Here is a 19,032-nt window from a genome sequence, read left to right on the forward strand (position 1 = left end):
CCGGGTGGCGGCTTCGCCTTACCCGGCCTACACACTGTGCGGCCTGATGCCCTCACCCTGGCCCTCTCCCACGGGGAGAGGTTACAAACATAAAAAACGGCAACCGAAGTTGCCGTTTTGCTTTTATTTCGCAATACGCTTGTACTTAATACGCTTCGGCTCCAGCGCGTCTGCGCCCAGCGTGCGTTTCTTGTACTCTTCGTATTCGGTGAAGTTACCTTCGAAGAACTCCACCTTACCTTCGTCCTGGTAGTCCAGGATGTGGGTTGCGATGCGGTCCAGGAACCAGCGGTCGTGCGAGATAACCATCGCGCAGCCCGGGAACTCCAGCAGGGCGTTTTCCAGCGCGCGCAGGGTTTCGATGTCCAGGTCGTTGGTAGGTTCATCAAGCAGCAGAACGTTGCCGCCAACCTGGAGCAGCTTCGCCAGGTGCAGACGACCGCGCTCACCGCCGGACAGCTCGCCCACGCGTTTGCCCTGGTCAGTGCCCTTAAAGTTAAAGCGGCCAACGTAAGCGCGGCTTGGCATCTCGGTGTTGCCGATACGCATGATATCCAGACCGCCGGAAACCTCTTCCCACACGGTTTTGCTGTTATCCATTGCGTCGCGGAACTGGTCCACGGAAGCCAGCTTCACGGTTTCACCCAGGGTGATAGAGCCGCTGTCAGGCTGTTCCTGACCGGACATCATGCGGAACAGGGTCGATTTACCTGCGCCGTTCGGACCGATGATGCCAACGATAGCGCCTTTCGGTACGGAGAAGCTCAGGTCGTCGATCAGCAGGCGGTCGCCGTAGGACTTGCGCAGGTTGCTGACTTCAACCACTTTATCCCCCAGACGTGCGCCAGGCGGAATAAACAGTTCGTTGGTTTCGTTACGTTTCTGGTATTCGGTGTTGTTCAGCTCTTCGAAGCGTGCCAGACGGGCTTTGCCCTTAGACTGACGGCCTTTCGCGCCCTGACGCACCCACTCCAGCTCTTTCTCAATAGACTTGCGGCGGGCCGCTTCCTGAGAGGCTTCCTGCGCCAGGCGCTGATCTTTCTGCTCCAGCCAGGAGGAGTAGTTGCCTTCCCACGGAATACCTTCGCCGCGGTCCAGCTCCAGGATCCAGCCTGCAACGTTGTCGAGGAAGTAACGGTCGTGGGTAATCGCCACCACGGTGCCTTCGAAGTCGTGCAGGAAGCGCTCCAGCCACGCCACGGATTCCGCATCCAGGTGGTTGGTAGGTTCGTCGAGCAGCAGCATGTCTGGTTTTTCCAGCAGCAGGCGGCACAGCGCCACGCGGCGGCGTTCACCACCGGACAGGTTAGCGATTTTCGCATCCCAGTCTGGCAGACGCAGGGCATCAGCCGCGCGCTCCAGCTGCACGTTCAGGTTGTGACCGTCGTGCGCCTGGATAATCTCTTCATATTTGCCCTGCTGAGCGGCCAGTTTGTCGAAGTCCGCATCCGGCTCGGCGTATTTGGCATACACTTCATCCAGACCTTTCAGGGCGTTAACCACCTCGGATACCGCTTCTTCAACGGATTCACGCACGGTGTGTTCCGGGTTCAGCTGAGGTTCCTGCGGCAGGTAGCCGATCTTAATGCCAGGCTGCGGACGGGCTTCACCTTCGATGTCTGTATCGATGCCGGCCATGATGCGCAGCAGGGTGGACTTACCGGCACCGTTGAGACCCAGAACACCGATTTTTGCGCCCGGGAAGAAGCTCAGCGAGATATTTTTAAGAATATGACGTTTCGGCGGGACAACTTTGCCGACACGATGCATGGTATAAACGAATTGAGCCACGTTGGACTTCGCCTCTTTTATCGTGATGAGAATGAATTTCAGCCTCGAAGTGTAGCCTTTTTCACGCCCTAATCCCAGCCAGGAACGTCGGGAGTGTTAAAACGCGCAAGAAAGGTAAAAAAGTGTCCATGACGTGGCGCGTTGTGGGATGCCTGGTTAGCATAAGTTGATGTAACTTTGACGTGGCAAGACGCTGCAACTGACGAAAAACAATGAGGAAGAGCTTGTGGAAAAAGCCAAACGGGTGGTCTGGCGTCTGCTGGCTGCCAGCGTATGCGTAATGGCGGTAAGCCAGGCGGTGCATGCCGATTCACTGGATGAACAACGTAACCGCTATGCCCAGATTAAACAGGCATGGGACAACAAGCAGATGGATACCGTGCAGGCGCTGATGCCGACGCTGAAGGATTATCCGCTGTATCCGTATCTTGAGTATCGTCAGATCACGGACGATCTCATGAATCAACCGACCGTCACCGTGAATAACTTCATTCAGGCGAACCCGACCCTACCGCCTGCGCGCACCCTGAAGTCCCGGTTTGTGAACGAGCTGGCCCGTCGCGAAGACTGGCGCGGCCTGCTGGCTTTCAGCCCGGATAAACCGGGCGCGACGGAAGCGCAGTGTAATTACTATTATGCGAAATGGGCGACCGGTCAGCAGGAGGAAGCCTGGACCGGCGCGAAAGAGCTGTGGCTGACGGGCAAAAGCCAGCCAAACGCCTGTGACCCGCTGTTCAGCGCCTGGCGCGCCTCGGGCAAGCAGGATCCGCTCTCTTACCTGGAACGTATTCGCCTTGCGATGAAGGCCGGAAACACCCGGCTGGTCACCGTGCTGGCGGGCCAGATGCCCGCAGATTATCAGACCATTGCGTCTGCCGTTATCAGTCTGGCAAACGATCCCAATACCGTGCTGACGTTTGCGCGTACTACCGGCGCGACCGATTTTACCCGCCAGATGGCGGCGGTGGCCTTTGCCAGCGTGGCGCGTGATGATGTGGAAAACGCCCGGCTGATGATCCCGCAGCTGGTGCAGGCCCAGCAGCTTAATGACGATCAAACTCAGGAGCTGCGCGATATCGTGGCATGGCGACTGATGGGAACAGATGTCACCGACGAACAGGCGCGCTGGCGTGATGATGCGGTGATGCGTTCAAACTCTGTCTCGCTGGTGGAGCGTCGCGTGCGCATGGCGCTGGGAACGGGCGATCGTCGTGGCCTCAATACCTGGCTGGCGCGTCTGCCGATGGATGCCAAAGAGAAAGATGAATGGCGTTACTGGCAGGCGGACATGCTGCTGGAACGTGGTCGTGAAGATGAAGCCAAAGAGATCCTCCACTCCCTGATGCAGCAGCGCGGATTCTACCCGATGGCGGCGGCGCAGCGTCTGGGCGAGGAGTACACCCTGAAGATCGACAAAGCGCCAGCCAACGCGAACCCGGCGCTGACGCAGGGGCCGGAAATGGCGCGCGTGCGCGAGCTGATGTACTGGAATCTGGATAATACCGCGCGCAGCGAATGGGCGAATCTGGTCACCAGCCGTACCACCGATGAGAAAGCGCAGCTTGCCCGCTATGCATTTGATAATCGCTGGTGGGATCTGAGCGTGCAAGCGACGATCGCCGGCAAACTGTGGGATCATCTCGAAGAGCGTTTCCCGCTGGCTTATAAGGATCTGTTCGATCGCTACACCAGCGGCAAAGATATTCCGCAAAGCTACGCGATGGCCATTGCCCGTCAGGAGAGCGCCTGGAACCCGAAAGTGCGTTCTCCGGTGGGTGCCAGCGGCCTGATGCAGATTATGCCGGGTACCGCGACGCACACGGTGAAGATGTTTAATATTCCAGGCTACAGCAGCCCGTCCCAGCTGCTGGATCCGGAGACTAACATCAACATCGGTACCAGCTACTTGCAGTACGTCTATCAGCAGTTCGGTAATAACCGTATCTTCGCGTCAGCGGCGTACAACGCCGGGCCTGGCCGCGTGCGGACATGGCTTGGCAACAGCGCAGGGCGCATCGACGCCGTGGCGTTTGTCGAGAGCATTCCGTTCTCGGAAACGCGCGGCTATGTGAAGAATGTGCTGGCTTATGACGCCTACTATCGCTACTTCATGGGGCAGAAAGATACCCTGATGAGCGATGCCGAGTGGCAGAGACGTTACTGATCGGCGCGGGTTGTGTTATGCTGTACTCGCTAATGAGTACAAGAGGCAGCATAACATGACCCAGCATTCCCCGTATTCCTCGGCCATGGCCGAACAGCGTCATCAGGAGTGGCTTCGTTTTGTGGAGTTGCTCCGCCAGTCTTACGACAAAGATCTGCATTTACCGTTGCTACAGCTGATGCTGACGCCCGATGAACGCGAAGCGCTGGGCACGCGGGTACGCATTATTGAGGAACTGCTGCGCGGCGAAATGAGCCAGCGCGAGCTGAAAAACGAGCTGGGCGCGGGTATTGCGACCATCACCCGTGGTTCAAACAGCCTGAAGTCGGCGCCGGTTGAACTGCGTCAGTGGCTGGAAGCGGTATTGCTGAAAAACGCCGGATGACGGCTTCGCCTTATCCGGCCTGCAAATTTAACGATAAATCGCGTTATGGAACGGACTTAACGCCAGAATAACGGCCTGGTGGTAAACACCTGAACGCGTAAGCTTGCCACCCGTAAAGACGCCAATCGCCCCCTCTTTACGACCAATTTCATCAATGCCGGTGTAGTGCGACATTACCGGCCCCAGCGCCTCACCCGCGCGGACTTTCTCCAGTATGACTTCCGGCAGCGGCAGCGTGGCAGAACGCGCTTCGCCGCGCTGCTCACGGCTTTCGATGACAACCCAGCTGAAGGTCGCCCCTTCGTCGATGCCTGCTTCAATCGCGACCCAGAAGTCAGCGTCTGGCGCGGCGGCTTTTGCATTCGCCACGCGATTTCGTGCGCCAGCGCGTGTTTCCTCGCTGCCAAACGGCTGTTCCGGCACACCGCTCTCGACGCCGACGGCGTCAATATGGCAGGATCCTTCGCCGAAGATCTCTTCAAATGCCCTTAGAATTGCCTGAATTTTGGCAGGATTGGTGGTAGCAGAGACAACATGGTGCATAATTAAGCTCGATTTAAAAAATTCATCGCAGTATAACGGAAAAAAAGCATGTTACAGGTATACCTTGTTCGCCACGGTGAAACGCAGTGGAACGCCGAGCGACGTATTCAAGGCCAGTCAGATAGTCCTCTCACCGACAAAGGTGTGCAGCAAGCATGGCAGGTGGCGGAGCGCGCCAGAACGCTGGGTATCACTCACGTCATCTCCAGTGATTTAGGCCGCACGCAGCAGACGGCACGCATCATCGCCGATGCCTGTGGCTGCGACGTGACCCTCGAACCGCGTCTGCGCGAGCTGGATATGGGCGTGCTGGAAAAACGTCCTATCGATACGCTGACGGAAACCGAAGAAGGCTGGCGCCGCACGCTGGTGAACGGCACTGAAGATGGTCGCATCCCTGAAGGGGAATCCATGCAGGAGCTGAGCGTGCGCATGCATGCCGCGCTGGCCGAGTGCCTGAAACTCCCGGCAGGTAGCCGACCGCTGCTGGTAAGCCACGGTATCGCGCTGGGTTGCCTGGTGAGCACCATTCTGGGACTGCCGGCTTACGCCGAACGCCGTTTGCGTCTGCGCAACTGTTCCATTTCCCGTATCGACTATCAGGAAAGTGCCTGGCTGGCATCGGGGTGGGTAGTTGAGATGGCAGGGGACATTTCGCATCTTGATGCCCCTGCTCTGGACGAATTGCAGCGTTAACGACGTACCGGAATCAGGAATTCCATACGCAGATTGATAGGGCCTTCTTCCGGTTTAGCATCTTGCGCCGGATAGTAGCGCTCAATGTCCTGACCTTTACGGCGATTCAGATTCAGCATCGGCATGCAGGTCCCGTAAACGGTCAGGATGAACTCCTGAACGCCCGTTCCTAAACCTTCGTATGAGAACATCACATACTCGCCGCCTTCCACCACGACAGGCTTCGAGCCATGAATGTAACCGTTCGCCATGTCAGGCGTCAGCGCCGTGGTATAGAACACCTCCTGCTCGTCGTCTTTTTCCTGGCTGGGATGCGTTTCGTTCAGGCCATACAGAATCGGCGGGATCGCCGGAGCATGGCTTAAAAATTCGCGCCAGAACTGAACGCGCATCTGATGGCGGAACTCGGAGATCTGCTCCAGGGAACAGGAGTAGCTCTGCGTGGTGCCGACCAGGTGCGTTTCCGGCAGGGTGATAATTTCATATTTTGGCATCGCAAACTCGCCCAGACGCAGCGGCGGACGCATACCAAAGGAGCTCCAGTCCGGCGAGCGGCGATAAAGTGCTGGCGTTAACGAGAACTGTTTTTTAAAGGCGCGGGTGAAGGTTTGCTGTGAATCGAAGCGATATTGCAGGGCAATATCCAGGATTGGTCGCGCGGTCAGGCGCAACGCGACAGCAGACTTTGATAAACGACGTGCGCGAATATAGGCACCGATAGCATGACCGGTGACATCCTTGAACATCCTTTGCAGATGCCACTTGGAATAGCCTGCTTTTGCCGCCACATTATCCAGTGACAAAGGCTGGTCGAGATGACCTTCCAGCCAGGTGAGCAGGTCGCGAATAATTCCAGCCTGATCCATATACTATCCTCATCCTTAAAACTGCCGCAGGTGCCTGTTTACAGGTTAGCGGATAATAGCATTTTTTGACGTTTTAGCATTCAGTGTTTTTTTTGCGCATAAATGCTTTTTGTAGTGATTTATGTGCGGATATATTCTAATCCTGTGATCTTGCTACATTTTTATCTAACCTGTTGAATAATCGCTCAGCGTAATTTTTATGAATGGTAACAATATGAAATACAAGGTTTTAGTCTTTGCAGCACTGGCGCTGATGGCAGGGCGCGTGGCACAGGCGGAGCAAATTGGCTCCGTGGATACTGTGTTTAAAATGTTTGGGCCGGACCACAAAATTGTGGTGGAAGCCTTTGACGATCCGGACGTTAAAAACGTCACCTGCTATGTCAGCCGGGCAAAGACCGGCGGGATTAAAGGCGGCCTGGGGCTGGCTGAAGACACGTCTGACGCGGCCATCTCCTGCCAGCAGGTTGGCCCGGTGGAATTGAGTGACAAAATCAAAAACGGCAAAGCGCAGGGCGACGTCGTATTCCAGAAACGGACCTCGCTGGTGTTCAAAAAGCTACAGGTGGTCCGTTTTTATGACGCGAAGCGTAACACCCTGGCTTATCTGGCTTATTCCGACAAAGTCGTGGACGGCTCACCGAAAAACGCGATAAGCGCGGTACCGATTATGCCGTGGCATTGATAAAAAAAACGGCGCAAATGCGCCGTTTTTTACTGCGTGACGGGAGAATTACTCCTGGAGGTCACCGCAGAAACGATAGCCTTCACCATGGATCGTGGCGATGATTTCCGGCGTATCCGGCGTAGATTCGAAGTGCTTACGAATACGACGGATGGTTACGTCAACGGTACGATCGTGTGGCTTCAACTCACGACCGGTCATTTTCTTCAGCAGTTCTGCACGGGACTGAATCTTGCCCGGGTTCTCGCAGAAGTGCAGCATCGCGCGGAATTCACTGCGCGGCAGTTTGTACTGCTCACCGTTCGGGCTAATCAGCGAACGGCTATTGATATCAAGTTCCCAGCCGTTGAATTTGTAGCTGTCGACGCTACGACGCTCTTCACTTACCGTACCCAGATTCATGGTGCGGGACAGCAGGTTGCGTGCACGAATGGTTAACTCGCGAGGGTTGAACGGCTTGGTGATGTAGTCATCCGCGCCGATTTCCAGACCAAGAATTTTATCAACCTCGTTGTCACGGCCCGTCAGGAACATCAACGCGACGTTCGCCTGTTCACGCAGTTCGCGCGCCAGAAGAAGCCCGTTTTTGCCCGGCAGGTTGATATCCATAATCACCAGGTTGATATCATTTTCAGAAAGGATCTGATGCATCTCTGCGCCATCGGTCGCTTCAAAGACATCGTAGCCTTCTGCTTCGAAAATGCTCTTTAACGTGTTGCGTGTTACCAACTCGTCTTCAACGATAAGAATGTGCGGGGTCTGCATGTTTGCTACCTAAATTGCCAACTAAATCGAAACAGGAAGTACAAAAGTCCCTGACCTGCCTGATGCATGTCGCAAATTAACATGATCGGCTTAACGTGACTAAAGTACGTAATTGCGTTCTTGATGCACTTTCCATCAACGTCAACAACATCATTAGCTTGGTCGTGGGTACTTTCCCTTTGGACCCGACAGTGTCAAAAACGGCTGTCATCCTAACCATTTTAACAGCAACATAACAGGCTAAGTGACACCGGACACCCAATAAAACTACGCTTCGTTGACATATATCAAGTTCAATTGTAGCACGTTAACAGTTTGATGAAATCATCGTAGCTGAATGCTAGCCTTTGTCACAATTTTTCAATAAACCAACTAGTTGCGGACACTGATTGATAAACGGTACGAATCCAATCAGAAAAGAGTATTCATATGGTCATTATCATTACAAAACATAAGGATAATGGACTTCTGTTAACATTCTAACTGATTGTTCAGCCACAAAATAGTTTAGCTTTTTTTAATTGTTATGAAACGCTATTTCGGTGATTTGTGTTGCAAAATTGTAAATTCGTGCTGCGTAATATGTTGAACTGAATCACATTTTTACCTGCTAACTGATTAAAAAGAGAGCGTAAATGCATCTGTCGATTGTGCTGGTGGCACCAGCAAGAGCTGAAAATATTGGCGCTGCGGCGCGTGCCATGAAGACTATGGGGTTTACCGATTTGCGTATTGTGGACAGCACGGCGCATCTGGAGCCTGCTGCGCGCTGGGTGGCGCACGGTTCGGGTGATATTCTCGATAATATAACCACTTACGCTACGCTCGCCGACGCACTCCACGATATTTCGTTTACCGTCGCGACGACCGCGCGCAGCCGGGCGAAGTTTCACTATTACGCCACGCCTGCTGAACTGGTGCCGATGCTGGAAGAGAAAAGCCAGTGGCTGGAGAAAGCCGCGCTGGTGTTTGGGCGAGAAGATTCCGGGCTGACTAACGAAGAGCTGGAGCTGGCTGACGTGCTGACGGGCGCGCCGATGGTGGCGGATTATCCGTCACTCAATCTGGGGCAGGCGGTGATGGTCTATTGCTATCAATTAGCATCCTTAATACAAATTTCTCAGCCACCGGTGACAGTTTCGGATGAAAACCAGCTGGCGGCACTGCGTGTTCGTGCAAATAACCTTCTTGAGCAGTTGGGCGTCGCTGACGATCAGAAAATGGTGGACTGGTTACAGCAGCGCCTGGGGCGTCTTGAGCAGCGCGATACGGCAATGCTGCACCGATTGCTTCATGATATTGAAAAAAAATTAGCCGAGTAAAATAGTGTCATAGGTTTTTATTATGGCCGATCCTGCTGATGTCTGGGGTTGCATCTGGGTTATTCCGATGAAAATAAATCTGCCCGCAGCGGGACGTGAGAATGTCCCGAATTGTGATCGAATTAAAAATTCATTGACTTAAGGGGCTCGATCCTTTAACCCTAAAAGAATAGAGCACAGACAGATAATAATGACAGAGTACACAACATCCATGAAACGCATCAGCATCACCACCATTACTACAACCATCATCATTACCACAGGTAACGATGCGGGCTGACGCGTACAGGAAAAACAGAAAAAAGCCCGCACCTGAACAGTGCGGGCTTTTTTTTCGGCTAAAGGAAATGAGGTAGAACCATGCGAGTGTTGAAGTTCGGCGGTACGTCAGTGGCAAATGCAGAACGTTTTCTGCGTGTTGCCGATATCCTGGAAAGCAACGCCAGGCAGGGGCAGGTTGCCACCGTGCTCTCTGCCCCGGCCAAAATCACGAACCACCTGGTGGCGATGATTGAAAAAACCATCGGTGGTCAGGATGCACTACCGAACATCAGCGACGCCGAGCGTATCTTTGCCGATCTGCTTCAGGGGCTGGCCGACGCCCAGCCTGGTTTCCCGCTGGCGCAGCTGAAAAGCACCGTTGAACTTGAATTTGCCCAGATTAAACACGTTCTTCACGGTATCAGCCTGCTTGGTCAGTGCCCGGACAGCATCAACGCGGCGCTGATTTGCCGGGGTGAAAAACTCTCTATCGCCATCATGGCAGGCGTGCTGGAAGCGCGCGGTCACCACGTGACGGTCATCGATCCGGTTGAAAAACTGCTGGCTGTGGGCCACTACCTTGAATCCACCGTCGACATTGCCGAGTCGACACGCCGTATTGCGGCGAGCAAAATCCCGTCTGACCATATGATCCTGATGGCAGGCTTTACCGCCGGTAACGAGAAGGGCGAACTGGTGGTGCTGGGGCGTAACGGCTCTGACTACTCCGCCGCCGTGCTGGCGGCCTGCTTACGCGCGGACTGCTGTGAGATCTGGACTGACGTCGACGGCGTTTATACCTGCGATCCGCGCCAGGTACCGGACGCCAGGCTGCTGAAGTCGATGTCGTACCAGGAAGCGATGGAGCTTTCCTACTTCGGCGCTAAAGTTCTTCACCCGCGTACCATCTCCCCGATTGCCCAGTTCCAAATCCCTTGCCTGATTAAGAATACCGGTAACCCTCAGGCGCCGGGCACGCTGATTGGCGCCAGCGCGGATGAAGATGACCTGCCGGTGAAAGGCATTTCTAACCTCAATAACATGGCGATGTTCAGCGTCTCCGGCCCGGGGATGAAGGGCATGGTCGGCATGGCGGCACGCGTTTTTGCCGCTATGTCCCGCAACGGGATCTCCGTGGTGCTGATCACGCAGTCTTCTTCCGAATACAGCATCAGCTTCTGCGTTCCGCAGGGTGATTGCCTGCGTGCCCGTCGCGCGCTGGAAGAAGAGTTCTATCTGGAGCTGAAAGAAGAGCTGCTGGAGCCGCTCTCGATTCAGGAACGTCTGGCGATTATCTCTGTGGTCGGCGACGGCATGCGCACCCTGCGCGGTATCTCCGCCAAATTCTTTGCCGCGCTGGCGCGGGCCAATATCAATATCGTGGCGATTGCCCAGGGCTCATCAGAGCGTTCCATTTCCGTTGTCGTGGATAACGATGACGCCACTACCGGCGTGCGCGTGGTGCATCAGATGCTGTTCAACACCGACCAGGTGATTGAGCTGTTCCTGGTGGGCGTCGGTGGTGTCGGTGGCGCGCTGCTGGAGCAGGTGAAGCGCCAGCAGGAGTGGCTTAAGAAGAAACATATCGATTTGCGCGTTTGCGGCATTGCGAACTCGAAAGCGTTGCTGACTAACGTCCACGGTCTGAATCTGGAAAACTGGCAGGCGGAGCTGGAAGAGGCGAAAGAGCCATTTAACCTGGGCCGCCTGATCCGCCTGGTGAAAGAATATCACCTGCTTAACCCGGTGATTGTTGACTGTACCTCCAGCCAGGCGGTGGCCGATCAGTACGCCGACTTCCTGCGCGAAGGTTTCCACGTGGTGACGCCAAACAAAAAGGCCAACACCTCGTCGATGGATTACTATCACCAGCTGCGGCTGGCGGCGAGTAAGTCGCGCCGTAAGTTTCTGTATGACACCAACGTGGGCGCGGGCCTGCCGGTCATCGAGAACCTGCAAAACCTGCTCAACGCGGGCGACGAACTACAGCGTTTCTCCGGCATCCTCTCCGGCTCCCTGTCGTTTATCTTCGGCAAGCTGGACGAAGGGATGAGCTTGTCGGAAGCCACCCGCGCCGCGCGCGAGCTGGGCTACACCGAGCCGGATCCGCGCGACGACCTCTCCGGCATGGACGTGGCGCGTAAGCTGCTGATCCTGGCGCGCGAAACTGGCCGCGAGCTGGAGCTTTCGGATATCGTGATTGAGCCGGTGCTGCCAGCAGAATTTGATGACAGCGGTGACGTCAGCGCCTTTATGGCCAGGTTGCCGCAGCTTGACGACGCCTTTGCCGCACGCGTTGCGAAAGCCCGTGATGAAGGTAAGGTATTGCGCTATGTTGGCAACATTGAAGAAGACGGCGTCTGCCGGGTGAAGATTGCCGAAGTGGATGGCAACGATCCGCTGTACAAGGTGAAAAACGGCGAGAACGCCCTGGCGTTCTACAGCCATTATTATCAGCCACTGCCGCTGGTGCTTCGCGGCTATGGCGCAGGGAATGATGTGACGGCGGCAGGCGTGTTTGCCGATCTGCTGCGTACCCTGTCATGGAAGTTAGGAGTTTAAGATGGTTAAAGTATATGCCCCGGCTTCCAGCGCCAATATGAGCGTCGGATTTGACGTGCTGGGCGCGGCGGTCACGCCGGTGGACGGTTCGCTGCTGGGCGATACGGTTACGGTTGAGGCGGCAGAGCGCTTCAGTCTGAATAACATCGGCCGCTTCGCCAGTAAGCTGCCGTCTGAACCGCGCGAGAATATCGTTTATCAGTGCTGGGAACGCTTCTGTCAGGAGATCGGCAAAAACGTGCCGGTCGCCATGACGCTGGAAAAGAGCATGCCGATTGGTTCGGGGCTGGGCTCGAGCGCCTGCTCGGTGGTCGCCGCGCTGGTGGCGATGAATGAGCATTGCGGCAAGCCGCTGAACAACAGCCGTCTGCTGGCGCTGATGGGCGAGCTGGAAGGGCGCATCTCCGGCAGCATTCATTATGATAACGTGGCGCCGTGCTTCCTTGGCGGCATGCAGCTGATGATTGAAGAAAATGGCATCATCAGCCAGCAGGTGCCAGGGTTTGATGAGTGGCTGTGGGTGCTGGCCTATCCGGGCATTAAAGTGTCTACCGCCGAAGCGCGTGCGATCCTGCCGGCGCAGTATCGTCGTCAGGACTGTATCGCCCACGGGCGTCATCTGGCGGGCTTTATTCACGCCTGCTACACCCGTCAGCCGCAGCTGGCGGCGAAACTGATGAAAGACGTCATTGCCGAGCCGTATCGCACGAAGCTGCTGCCGGGCTTTAACGAAGCGCGACAGGCATCCATGGATATCGGCGCACAGGCGTGCGGCATCTCCGGCTCCGGCCCGACGCTGTTCGCCTTATGCGACAAGCCAGACACCGCGCAGCGCGTGGCGGACTGGCTCTCTAAACACTACCTGCAAAATCAGGAAGGCTTTGTTCATATTTGCCGTCTGGACACGGCTGGCGCACGAGTACTGGGATAACGAATGAAACTCTACAACCTTAAAGATCATAACGAGCAGGTCAGCTTCGCGCAGGCGGTAACGCAGGGGCTTGGCAAAAATCAGGGGCTGTTCTTCCCCCACGACCTGCCGGAATTTCAGCTGACCGAAATCGATGAGCTGCTGAAGCAGGACTTTGTCACCCGCAGCACCAAAATTCTGTCTGCCTTTATCGGCGACGAAATCCCGCAGGAGCTGCTCGAAGAGCGCGTGCGTGCGGCGTTTGCTTTCCCGGCGCCGGTGAAGCAGGTGGAGCCTGACGTTGGTTGTCTGGAGCTGTTCCACGGCCCGACGCTGGCGTTCAAAGATTTCGGCGGTCGCTTTATGGCGCAGATGCTGACCCACATTAGCGGCGACAAACCGGTGACCATTCTTACCGCGACTTCAGGCGATACCGGAGCGGCGGTGGCCCATGCGTTCTACGGCCTGAAAAACGTCCGCGTGGTGATCCTCTATCCGAAAGGCAAAATCAGCCCGCTTCAGGAAAAACTGTTCTGCACCCTTGGGGGCAACATTGAAACCGTGGCGATCGACGGCGATTTCGATGCCTGTCAGGCGCTAGTGAAGCAGGCCTTCGATGACGAAGAGCTGAAGGCGGCGCTGGGGCTGAACTCTGCCAACTCCATCAACATCAGCCGTCTGCTGGCGCAGATCTGCTACTACTTCGAAGCGGTGGCGCAGCTGCCGCAGGACGCGCGCAATCAGCTGGTGGTTTCCGTGCCAAGTGGGAACTTCGGCGACCTGACGGCAGGCCTGCTGGCGAAATCACTCGGCCTGCCGGTGAAGCGCTTTATCGCCGCCACCAACGCCAACGACACCGTGCCGCGTTTCCTGAAGGACGGAAAATGGGCGCCGAACGCGACTCAGGCCACGCTCTCCAATGCGATGGATGTGTCACAGCCTAACAACTGGCCGCGTGTGGAAGAGCTGTTCCGCCGTAAGGTCTGGCGTCTGGGCGATCTGGGTTACGCAGCGGTGACGGACGAAACCACTAAAGCCACCATGCGCGAGCTGAAAGCGGTGGGCTATACCTCTGAGCCGCACGCGGCGATTGCCTATCGTGCCCTGCGCGATCAGCTTCAACCGGGTGAGTATGGCCTGTTCCTCGGCACCGCCCATCCGGCCAAGTTCAAAGAGAGCGTGGAAGCGATCCTGGGGGAAACGCTGCCGCTGCCAAAAGAGCTGGCCGATCGCGCCGACCTGCCGCTGCTGTCTCATGAGCTGCCCGCAGACTTTGCCGCGCTGCGTAAGCTGATGATGACCCGAGCGTGATTGTGCTGCCCGGTGGCGGCTTCGCCTTACCGGGCCTACAACGGCGAACTCATCGTAGGCCGGGTAAGCGCAGCGCCACCCGGCTTTTTTGTGAAGAAATTAAGGAGAAAAACAGCAGGAAAAAAGCAGAAATTCCCAATAAATGCGGTCACTTAGCGTTTAGGATTGCAGAGAATAACATCCCCCGTCCCCATCACGTACTCTCCTTACATCGGCCCACGTTGGGCAAGAAGAATAAGGAGTCACCTATGTCTACACTGAAACCTGCACTTATCGCGCTTTCACTGATGCTGGTCGCTCCCATGGCGGTGCAGGCAGCTGAGATCACCCTCGTGCCAGCGGTAAAACTGCAAATTGGCGATCGGGATAATAACGGGCACTACTGGGATGGCGGCCGCTGGCGCGACCATGACTGGTGGAAAGCTCACTATGACTGGCGCGATAACCACTGGCGTCCGCACGATGAACATCGCGATCGTGACGATCACCACCGTCATGACGATCGTCGCCCGGGCCCGGACCGGAAGCACCATTAACACAAACCCCGCCAGCTGGCGGGGTTGTCTTTTTATTGCTCGTGACGCTTAAACACCAGCTCGTTTTTTCCTGACGATGCCTCGTCGAAAAAATACCCTTCACTGTTAAAGCCAGTGAGCTGCTCTGGCTTCGTCAGACGGTTTTGAATGATGAAGCGGCTCATCAGACCGCGCGCTTTTTTGGCGTAGAAGCTGATCACTTTAAATTTGCCGTTTTTCTCGTCGAGGAATACCGGCTTGATAATGTCCGCATCCAGCTTCTTCGGCTTCACCGATTTGAAGTACTCATCGGAGGCCAGGTTGATCACCACGTTGTCCCCCTGGGCTTGCAGCGCCGCGTTAAGCTTGTCGGTAATGACATCGCCCCAGAACTGGTACAGATCTTTACCTTTAGCGTTTTCCAGGCGGATACCCATCTCCAGACGATACGGCTGCATCAGATCCAGCGGTCGCAGCACCCCGTACAGGCCGGATAACATGCGCAGATGCAGCTGGGCAAAATCGAAATCGGCTTCGCTAAACGTTTCTGCTTGCAGGCCAGTGTAGACGTCACCTTTGAAGGCCAACAGCGCCTGGCGGGCGTTGGCGGGCGTGAAGTCAGGCTGCCACTCATGAAAACGGGTGGCATTCAGGTCGGCGAGTTTATCGCTGATGCTCATCAGCGAAGCGATTTGCGGAGCCGAAAGCTTACGCGCCTCGTGGATCAGCTGTTGCGAGTAGTCCAGCAATTCCGGCTGGGTATAACGCTCAGTGGCGAGCGGGCTCTGGTAGTCGAGCGTTTTGGCAGGTGAAATCAGAATCAGCATATCCAGTCCTTGCAGGAAATTTAGAGCGACTTTAACAAAAAATCGCCCTGAATTGATCGATAGCTGTTATTGCCGCGGCAAATCATCCCAGGTGCCAGGGGCAATTTGTGACTCGATTTCGGGATAGCGTGAGGCGTCAAAGACGGGCTGTACGCCGAGCTTGCGCTGACGCAGATAATCGCGCGCGATCAGCGCCACAACCGGTGAAAGCAGCAAAATGGCCGTCAGGTTCGTGATGGCCATCAGCGCCATAATGACGTCCGCTATTTGCCAGATCATCGGCATGCTGAGCAGGCAACCTACAAACACCATCGCCAGCACGCCCGCGCGAAGGATGTTGCGGGCCAGACGCGAGTCAACTTTCAGGAAGATAAGGTTGTTTTCGGCATAGATATAGTTCACCGCAATGGAACTAAAGGCAAAAAGTCCCACGACAAGTGCGACAAGGCCCGCGCCCCAGCCGCCGACGAGGGAGACCAGCGCCTGTTGTACCCAATGAATGCCTGCCGTACTACCGGACGGTTGTTCAGCGGCACCGGCCAGTAGCATTATCATCGCGCTGGCGGAGCAGATAACAATGGTGTCTGTGAAGACGCCAATCATCTGTACAATGCCCTGCGCGGCGGGATGCGGAGGCCAGGATGCGGCCGCTGCGGCGGCATTCGGCGTGGAGCCCATTCCCGCTTCGTTGGAGAACATACCCCGCTGAAAACCCGCCGTGAGTGCCTGGCTAAGGGTGTAACCCAGCGCGCCGGAAGCCGCTTCGCGCCAGCCGAACGCGCTTTGGAAAATGGTGACGATGACGTTCGGCACCTCGTCGATATGTATCGCGCATACCATCAGGCTGGTGGACACCCACAGCAGCGCCATCAGCGGAACCAGCCACTGCATCAGGCGGGCAACCCCTTTGAGCCCGGTCACAATGGTCAGCAGGGTGAGAAGGGCAAGCGCGCCGCCCGTCAGCCACTCCGGACAATTGAAGGCAAAGCGCAGCGCGTGGGCGACGGAATTTGCCTGAACGGTATTGAAAATAAGGCCATAGGCAATCAGCAAAAAGATCGAGAACAGAACGCCCATCCAGCGCATTCCCAGCCCGCGAGCCATATACCAGGCGGGACCGCCGCGAAACTGACCTTTGCCGTCTTTTTCTTTGTAGAGTTGCGCAAGCGAGCATTCAGCAAAGGAGGTGGCCATACCGATAATCGCCGTCACCCACATCCAGAATACCGCGCCCGGACCACCCGCGCCGATCGCCAGCGCGACACCGGCCAGGTTACCGCTGCCGACGCGCGCGGCCAGGCTGGTACAGAGCGCCTGAAACGAGGTCAGGCCGCCCGGCTGTGGGGTGACGCTGTTTTTCAGACTTCTGCCAAATTTGCGGATATAGCGAAACTGAATCAGACCGCTGCGCCACGTAAACCAGATACCTGCTCCTGAAAGCAGGTATATCATGATCGAACCCCAGAGGACTTCGTTGATAAAGAAAAAGAAATCAGGCACTAACGTCCCTCTTGTTGATGCCAAAGTGAATATGTAAGCGCTACCACTGATTGTGCATGCTGTTACTTAGCAGCCTGTTAATATTCTGAGTTTATCATACTCTGCCTAAGCGCACTGTCTGCGGTTGCGCTGCCTCTCACTCGTGTTATCATCAGGGCAGACCGGTTACATCCCCCTAACAAGTAAACCTGTCATTTTTCCGCTGCTGGCAAGCTGTCGGTAGTGTGAATTATCCAGGGCACGTTAAAAGAGAAACACTATCATGACGGATAAATTGACCTCCCTTCGTCAGTTCACCACTGTCGTCGCTGACACCGGAGATATCGCGGCAATGAAGCTGTACCAGCCGCAGGATGCCACAACCAACCCTTCTCTGATCCTTAACGCCGCGCAGATCCCTGAGTATCGCAAACTGATCGACGAGGCGGTGACCTGGGCAAAAGCACAGAGCAATGACCGCGCGCAGCAGGTTGTGGATGCTACTGACAAACTGGCAGTGAACATCGGTCTGGAAATCCTGAAGCTCGTTCCTGGCCGTATCTCTACCGAAGTTGATGCTCGCCTGTCCTACGACACCGAAGCGTCTATCGCAAAAGCAAAACGCCTGATCAAACTGTACAACGATGCGGGCATCAGCAATGACCGTATCCTGATCAAACTGGCGTCTACCTGGCAGGGCATCCGCGCTGCTGAGCAGCTGGAAAAAGAAGGCATCAACTGTAACCTGACTCTGCTGTTCTCCTTCGCGCAGGCGCGTGCATGTGCCGAAGCTGGCGTATACCTGATTTCTCCGTTCGTGGGCCGTATTCTGGACTGGTACAAAGCCAACACCGACAAGAAAGAGTACGCGGCGTCTGAAGATCCAGGCGTGATTTCAGTGACTGAAATCTACGAATACTACAAACAGCACGGCTATGAGACCGTTGTTATGGGCGCAAGCTTCCGTAACGTCGGCGAAATCATCGAGCTGGCTGGCTGTGACCGCCTGACCATCGCTCCTGCGCTGCTGAAAGAGCTGGCAGAAAGCGAAGGTGCTATCGAGCGTAAACTGTCCTACACCGGCGAAGTGAAAGCACGCCCTGAGCGCATCACCGAGTCCGAGTTCCTGTGGCAGCACAACCAGGATCCAATGGCCGTAGATAAACTGGCGGACGGTATCCGTAAGTTTGCTATCGACCAGGAAAAACTGGAAAAAATGATCGGCGACCTGCTGTAATCATTCTGCGTGACCGGGTTCCCGGTCACGCGTCTTTCCCCCGCCTCTGTCTGAATTTTCTCTCTGCGTGTATCATTCCCTTTAATCAGTACTTTTTGAATGGAATGGATATGAATACCTTACGCATCGGCTTAGTGTCGATTTCTGACCGCGCCTCCAGCGGTGTTTATCAGGATAAAGGCATCCCTGCTCTGGAAGAGTGGCTGGGCAGCGCGCTCACTACCCCGTTTGAGATCCAGACTCGCCTGATCCCGGACGAGCAGCCGATCATCGAGCAAACCCTGTGTGAACTGGTGGATGAGATGAGCTGCCACCTGGTGCTGACGACGGGCGGAACCGGCCCCGCGCGCCGCGATGTAACGCCGGACGCGACGCTGGCTATCGCCGATCGTGAAATGCCGGGCTTCGGTGAGCAGATGCGCCAGATCAGTCTACACTTTGTCCCGACGGCCATTCTTTCCCGTCAGGTCGGGGTGATCCGCAAACAGGCGCTGATCCTGAACCTGCCGGGGCAGCCGAAGTCGATAAAAGAAACGCTGGAAGGGGTGAAAGCCGAGGACGGCAGCGTTATCGTCCACGGTATCTTTGCAAGTGTACCGTATTGTATACAACTGCTTGACGGTCCGTACGTGGAAACTGACGGCAATGTGGTAGCAGCATTTCGCCCTAAAAGCGCTCGCCGCGAAACAATCTCCTGAAATTCTTTAAAATGT

At 55.8% G+C, this 19,032-nt stretch carries 19 protein-coding genes and 1 other annotated feature; of the genes, 13 read left to right on the forward strand and 6 right to left on the reverse strand.

Annotation, left to right across the window (positions count from 1 at the left end):
- Positions 1 to 123 precede the first annotated feature (123 nt).
- The gene (ettA, locus tag SK50_RS05675; RefSeq protein WP_032660788.1) at positions 124 to 1,791 is read right to left on the reverse strand and encodes an energy-dependent translational throttle protein EttA; all 1,668 of its coding nucleotides are present in this window, start codon (positions 1,789 to 1,791) and stop codon (positions 124 to 126) included.
- A gap of 226 nt (positions 1,792 to 2,017) precedes the next feature.
- On the opposite strand from ettA, the gene sltY reads away from it, so the two are divergent.
- The gene (sltY, locus tag SK50_RS05680; RefSeq protein WP_017694548.1) at positions 2,018 to 3,955 is read left to right on the forward strand and encodes a murein transglycosylase; all 1,938 of its coding nucleotides are present in this window, start codon (positions 2,018 to 2,020) and stop codon (positions 3,953 to 3,955) included.
- A gap of 55 nt (positions 3,956 to 4,010) precedes the next feature.
- Entirely contained in the window at positions 4,011 to 4,340 is a 330-nt protein-coding gene (gene trpR, locus SK50_RS05685; RefSeq protein WP_003856511.1) for a trp operon repressor, read from the forward strand.
- A 27-nt stretch (positions 4,341 to 4,367) separates the two neighbouring features.
- Here trpR and yjjX read toward each other — a convergent pair whose 3' ends face one another.
- Positions 4,368 to 4,883 carry an inosine/xanthosine triphosphatase gene (yjjX, locus tag SK50_RS05690; RefSeq protein WP_015572619.1) on the reverse strand — a complete coding sequence of 172 codons (516 nt, stop codon included), beginning with the start codon at positions 4,881 to 4,883 and terminating at the stop codon, positions 4,368 to 4,370.
- A gap of 48 nt (positions 4,884 to 4,931) precedes the next feature.
- Here yjjX and gpmB point away from each other — a divergent pair, with 48 nt between their 5' ends.
- The gene (gene gpmB, locus SK50_RS05695; protein ID WP_006810187.1) at positions 4,932 to 5,579 is read left to right on the forward strand and encodes a 2,3-diphosphoglycerate-dependent phosphoglycerate mutase GpmB; all 648 of its coding nucleotides are present in this window, start codon (positions 4,932 to 4,934) and stop codon (positions 5,577 to 5,579) included.
- On the opposite strand, the gene robA is transcribed toward gpmB, so the two are convergent.
- Complete coding sequence (gene robA, locus SK50_RS05700) at positions 5,576 to 6,445, reverse strand: MDR efflux pump AcrAB transcriptional activator RobA (RefSeq protein WP_045344449.1); 870 nt, start codon at positions 6,443 to 6,445, stop codon at positions 5,576 to 5,578. The two genes, gpmB and robA, sit on opposite strands and share 4 nt — an antisense overlap.
- Positions 6,446 to 6,659: 214 nt before the next feature.
- Between robA and creA the strand changes: the two genes are divergently transcribed.
- A complete protein-coding gene (gene creA, locus SK50_RS05705) occupies positions 6,660 to 7,130 on the forward strand; it encodes a protein CreA (protein WP_017383825.1) in 471 nt (156 codons plus the stop codon).
- 48 nt (positions 7,131 to 7,178) lie between these two features.
- Here creA and arcA read toward each other — a convergent pair whose 3' ends face one another.
- The gene (gene arcA, locus SK50_RS05710) at positions 7,179 to 7,895 is read right to left on the reverse strand and encodes a two-component system response regulator ArcA (RefSeq protein ID WP_003856501.1); all 717 of its coding nucleotides are present in this window, start codon (positions 7,893 to 7,895) and stop codon (positions 7,179 to 7,181) included.
- A 95-nt stretch (positions 7,896 to 7,990) separates the two neighbouring features.
- On the opposite strand from arcA, the gene yjjY reads away from it, so the two are divergent.
- From yjjY to SK50_RS05735, 7 genes are all read left to right on the forward strand, one after another.
- A complete protein-coding gene (gene yjjY / locus SK50_RS23790; RefSeq protein ID WP_001541509.1) occupies positions 7,991 to 8,131 on the forward strand; it encodes a YjjY family protein in 141 nt (46 codons plus the stop codon).
- Between the two features lie 399 nt (positions 8,132 to 8,530).
- The gene (locus tag SK50_RS05715) at positions 8,531 to 9,217 is read left to right on the forward strand and encodes a tRNA/rRNA methyltransferase (protein ID WP_023295898.1); all 687 of its coding nucleotides are present in this window, start codon (positions 8,531 to 8,533) and stop codon (positions 9,215 to 9,217) included.
- A 211-nt stretch (positions 9,218 to 9,428) separates the two neighbouring features.
- On the forward strand, positions 9,429 to 9,497 hold the full coding sequence (gene thrL / locus SK50_RS23075) for a thr operon leader peptide (protein WP_015572623.1): 69 nt from the start codon (positions 9,429 to 9,431) through the stop codon (positions 9,495 to 9,497).
- Positions 9,436 to 9,553, forward strand: a sequence feature (Thr leader region). (Overlaps the previous gene by 62 nt.)
- A 24-nt stretch (positions 9,554 to 9,577) precedes the next feature.
- On the forward strand, positions 9,578 to 12,040 hold the full coding sequence (gene thrA / locus SK50_RS05720) for a bifunctional aspartate kinase/homoserine dehydrogenase I (protein ID WP_023295899.1): 2,463 nt from the start codon (positions 9,578 to 9,580) through the stop codon (positions 12,038 to 12,040).
- Position 12,041: 1 nt separating this feature from the next.
- A complete protein-coding gene (thrB, locus tag SK50_RS05725) occupies positions 12,042 to 12,971 on the forward strand; it encodes a homoserine kinase (RefSeq protein ID WP_022650380.1) in 930 nt (309 codons plus the stop codon).
- A gap of 3 nt (positions 12,972 to 12,974) precedes the next feature.
- Positions 12,975 to 14,261 (forward strand): threonine synthase, encoded by a 1,287-nt coding sequence (gene thrC, locus SK50_RS05730; RefSeq protein WP_015572626.1) that lies wholly within the window; start codon positions 12,975 to 12,977, stop codon positions 14,259 to 14,261.
- Positions 14,262 to 14,509: 248 nt separating this feature from the next.
- Positions 14,510 to 14,797, forward strand: coding sequence for a DUF2502 domain-containing protein (locus SK50_RS05735; RefSeq protein ID WP_015572627.1), 288 nt, complete (start codon positions 14,510 to 14,512; stop codon positions 14,795 to 14,797).
- A 32-nt stretch (positions 14,798 to 14,829) separates the two neighbouring features.
- On the opposite strand, the gene yaaA is transcribed toward SK50_RS05735, so the two are convergent.
- Together yaaA and SK50_RS05745 are read right to left on the reverse strand one after the other, a co-directional pair.
- Complete coding sequence (gene yaaA / locus SK50_RS05740; protein ID WP_015572628.1) at positions 14,830 to 15,603, reverse strand: peroxide stress protein YaaA; 774 nt, start codon at positions 15,601 to 15,603, stop codon at positions 14,830 to 14,832.
- Positions 15,604 to 15,669: 66 nt separating this feature from the next.
- Entirely contained in the window at positions 15,670 to 17,103 is a 1,434-nt protein-coding gene (locus SK50_RS05745) for an alanine/glycine:cation symporter family protein (protein ID WP_017383821.1), read from the reverse strand.
- 262 nt (positions 17,104 to 17,365) lie between these two features.
- Between SK50_RS05745 and tal the strand changes: the two genes are divergently transcribed.
- Positions 17,366 to 18,319, forward strand: coding sequence for a transaldolase (gene tal, locus SK50_RS05750; RefSeq protein WP_003856481.1), 954 nt, complete (start codon positions 17,366 to 17,368; stop codon positions 18,317 to 18,319).
- Positions 18,320 to 18,429: 110 nt separating this feature from the next.
- Entirely contained in the window at positions 18,430 to 19,017 is a 588-nt protein-coding gene (gene mog, locus SK50_RS05755) for a molybdopterin adenylyltransferase (protein WP_017383820.1), read from the forward strand.
- Positions 19,018 to 19,032: the final 15 nt, after the last annotated feature.

Source organism: Enterobacter sp. BWH64, from assembly GCF_001037645.1.
Lineage (GTDB): Bacteria > Pseudomonadota > Gammaproteobacteria > Enterobacterales > Enterobacteriaceae > Enterobacter > Enterobacter hormaechei_C.

What these genes read in the sequence shown, in the direction of transcription:
- trpR (WP_003856511.1), top strand. Translation starts at nt 4,011, where the DNA reads ATGACCCAGCATTCCCCGTATTCCTCGGCCATGGCCGAACAGCGTCAT.
- yjjX (WP_015572619.1), bottom strand. Translation starts at nt 4,883, where the DNA reads ATGCACCATGTTGTCTCTGCTACCACCAATCCTGCCAAAATTCAGGCA.
- gpmB (WP_006810187.1), top strand. Translation starts at nt 4,932, where the DNA reads ATGTTACAGGTATACCTTGTTCGCCACGGTGAAACGCAGTGGAACGCC.
- robA (WP_045344449.1), bottom strand. Translation starts at nt 6,445, where the DNA reads ATGGATCAGGCTGGAATTATTCGCGACCTGCTCACCTGGCTGGAAGGT.
- creA (WP_017383825.1), top strand. Translation starts at nt 6,660, where the DNA reads ATGAAATACAAGGTTTTAGTCTTTGCAGCACTGGCGCTGATGGCAGGG.
- arcA (WP_003856501.1), bottom strand. Translation starts at nt 7,895, where the DNA reads ATGCAGACCCCGCACATTCTTATCGTTGAAGACGAGTTGGTAACACGC.
- SK50_RS05715 (WP_023295898.1), top strand. Translation starts at nt 8,531, where the DNA reads ATGCATCTGTCGATTGTGCTGGTGGCACCAGCAAGAGCTGAAAATATT.
- thrA (WP_023295899.1), top strand. Translation starts at nt 9,578, where the DNA reads ATGCGAGTGTTGAAGTTCGGCGGTACGTCAGTGGCAAATGCAGAACGT.
- thrB (WP_022650380.1), top strand. Translation starts at nt 12,042, where the DNA reads ATGGTTAAAGTATATGCCCCGGCTTCCAGCGCCAATATGAGCGTCGGA.
- thrC (WP_015572626.1), top strand. Translation starts at nt 12,975, where the DNA reads ATGAAACTCTACAACCTTAAAGATCATAACGAGCAGGTCAGCTTCGCG.
- SK50_RS05735 (WP_015572627.1), top strand. Translation starts at nt 14,510, where the DNA reads ATGTCTACACTGAAACCTGCACTTATCGCGCTTTCACTGATGCTGGTC.
- yaaA (WP_015572628.1), bottom strand. Translation starts at nt 15,603, where the DNA reads ATGCTGATTCTGATTTCACCTGCCAAAACGCTCGACTACCAGAGCCCG.
- tal (WP_003856481.1), top strand. Translation starts at nt 17,366, where the DNA reads ATGACGGATAAATTGACCTCCCTTCGTCAGTTCACCACTGTCGTCGCT.
- mog (WP_017383820.1), top strand. Translation starts at nt 18,430, where the DNA reads ATGAATACCTTACGCATCGGCTTAGTGTCGATTTCTGACCGCGCCTCC.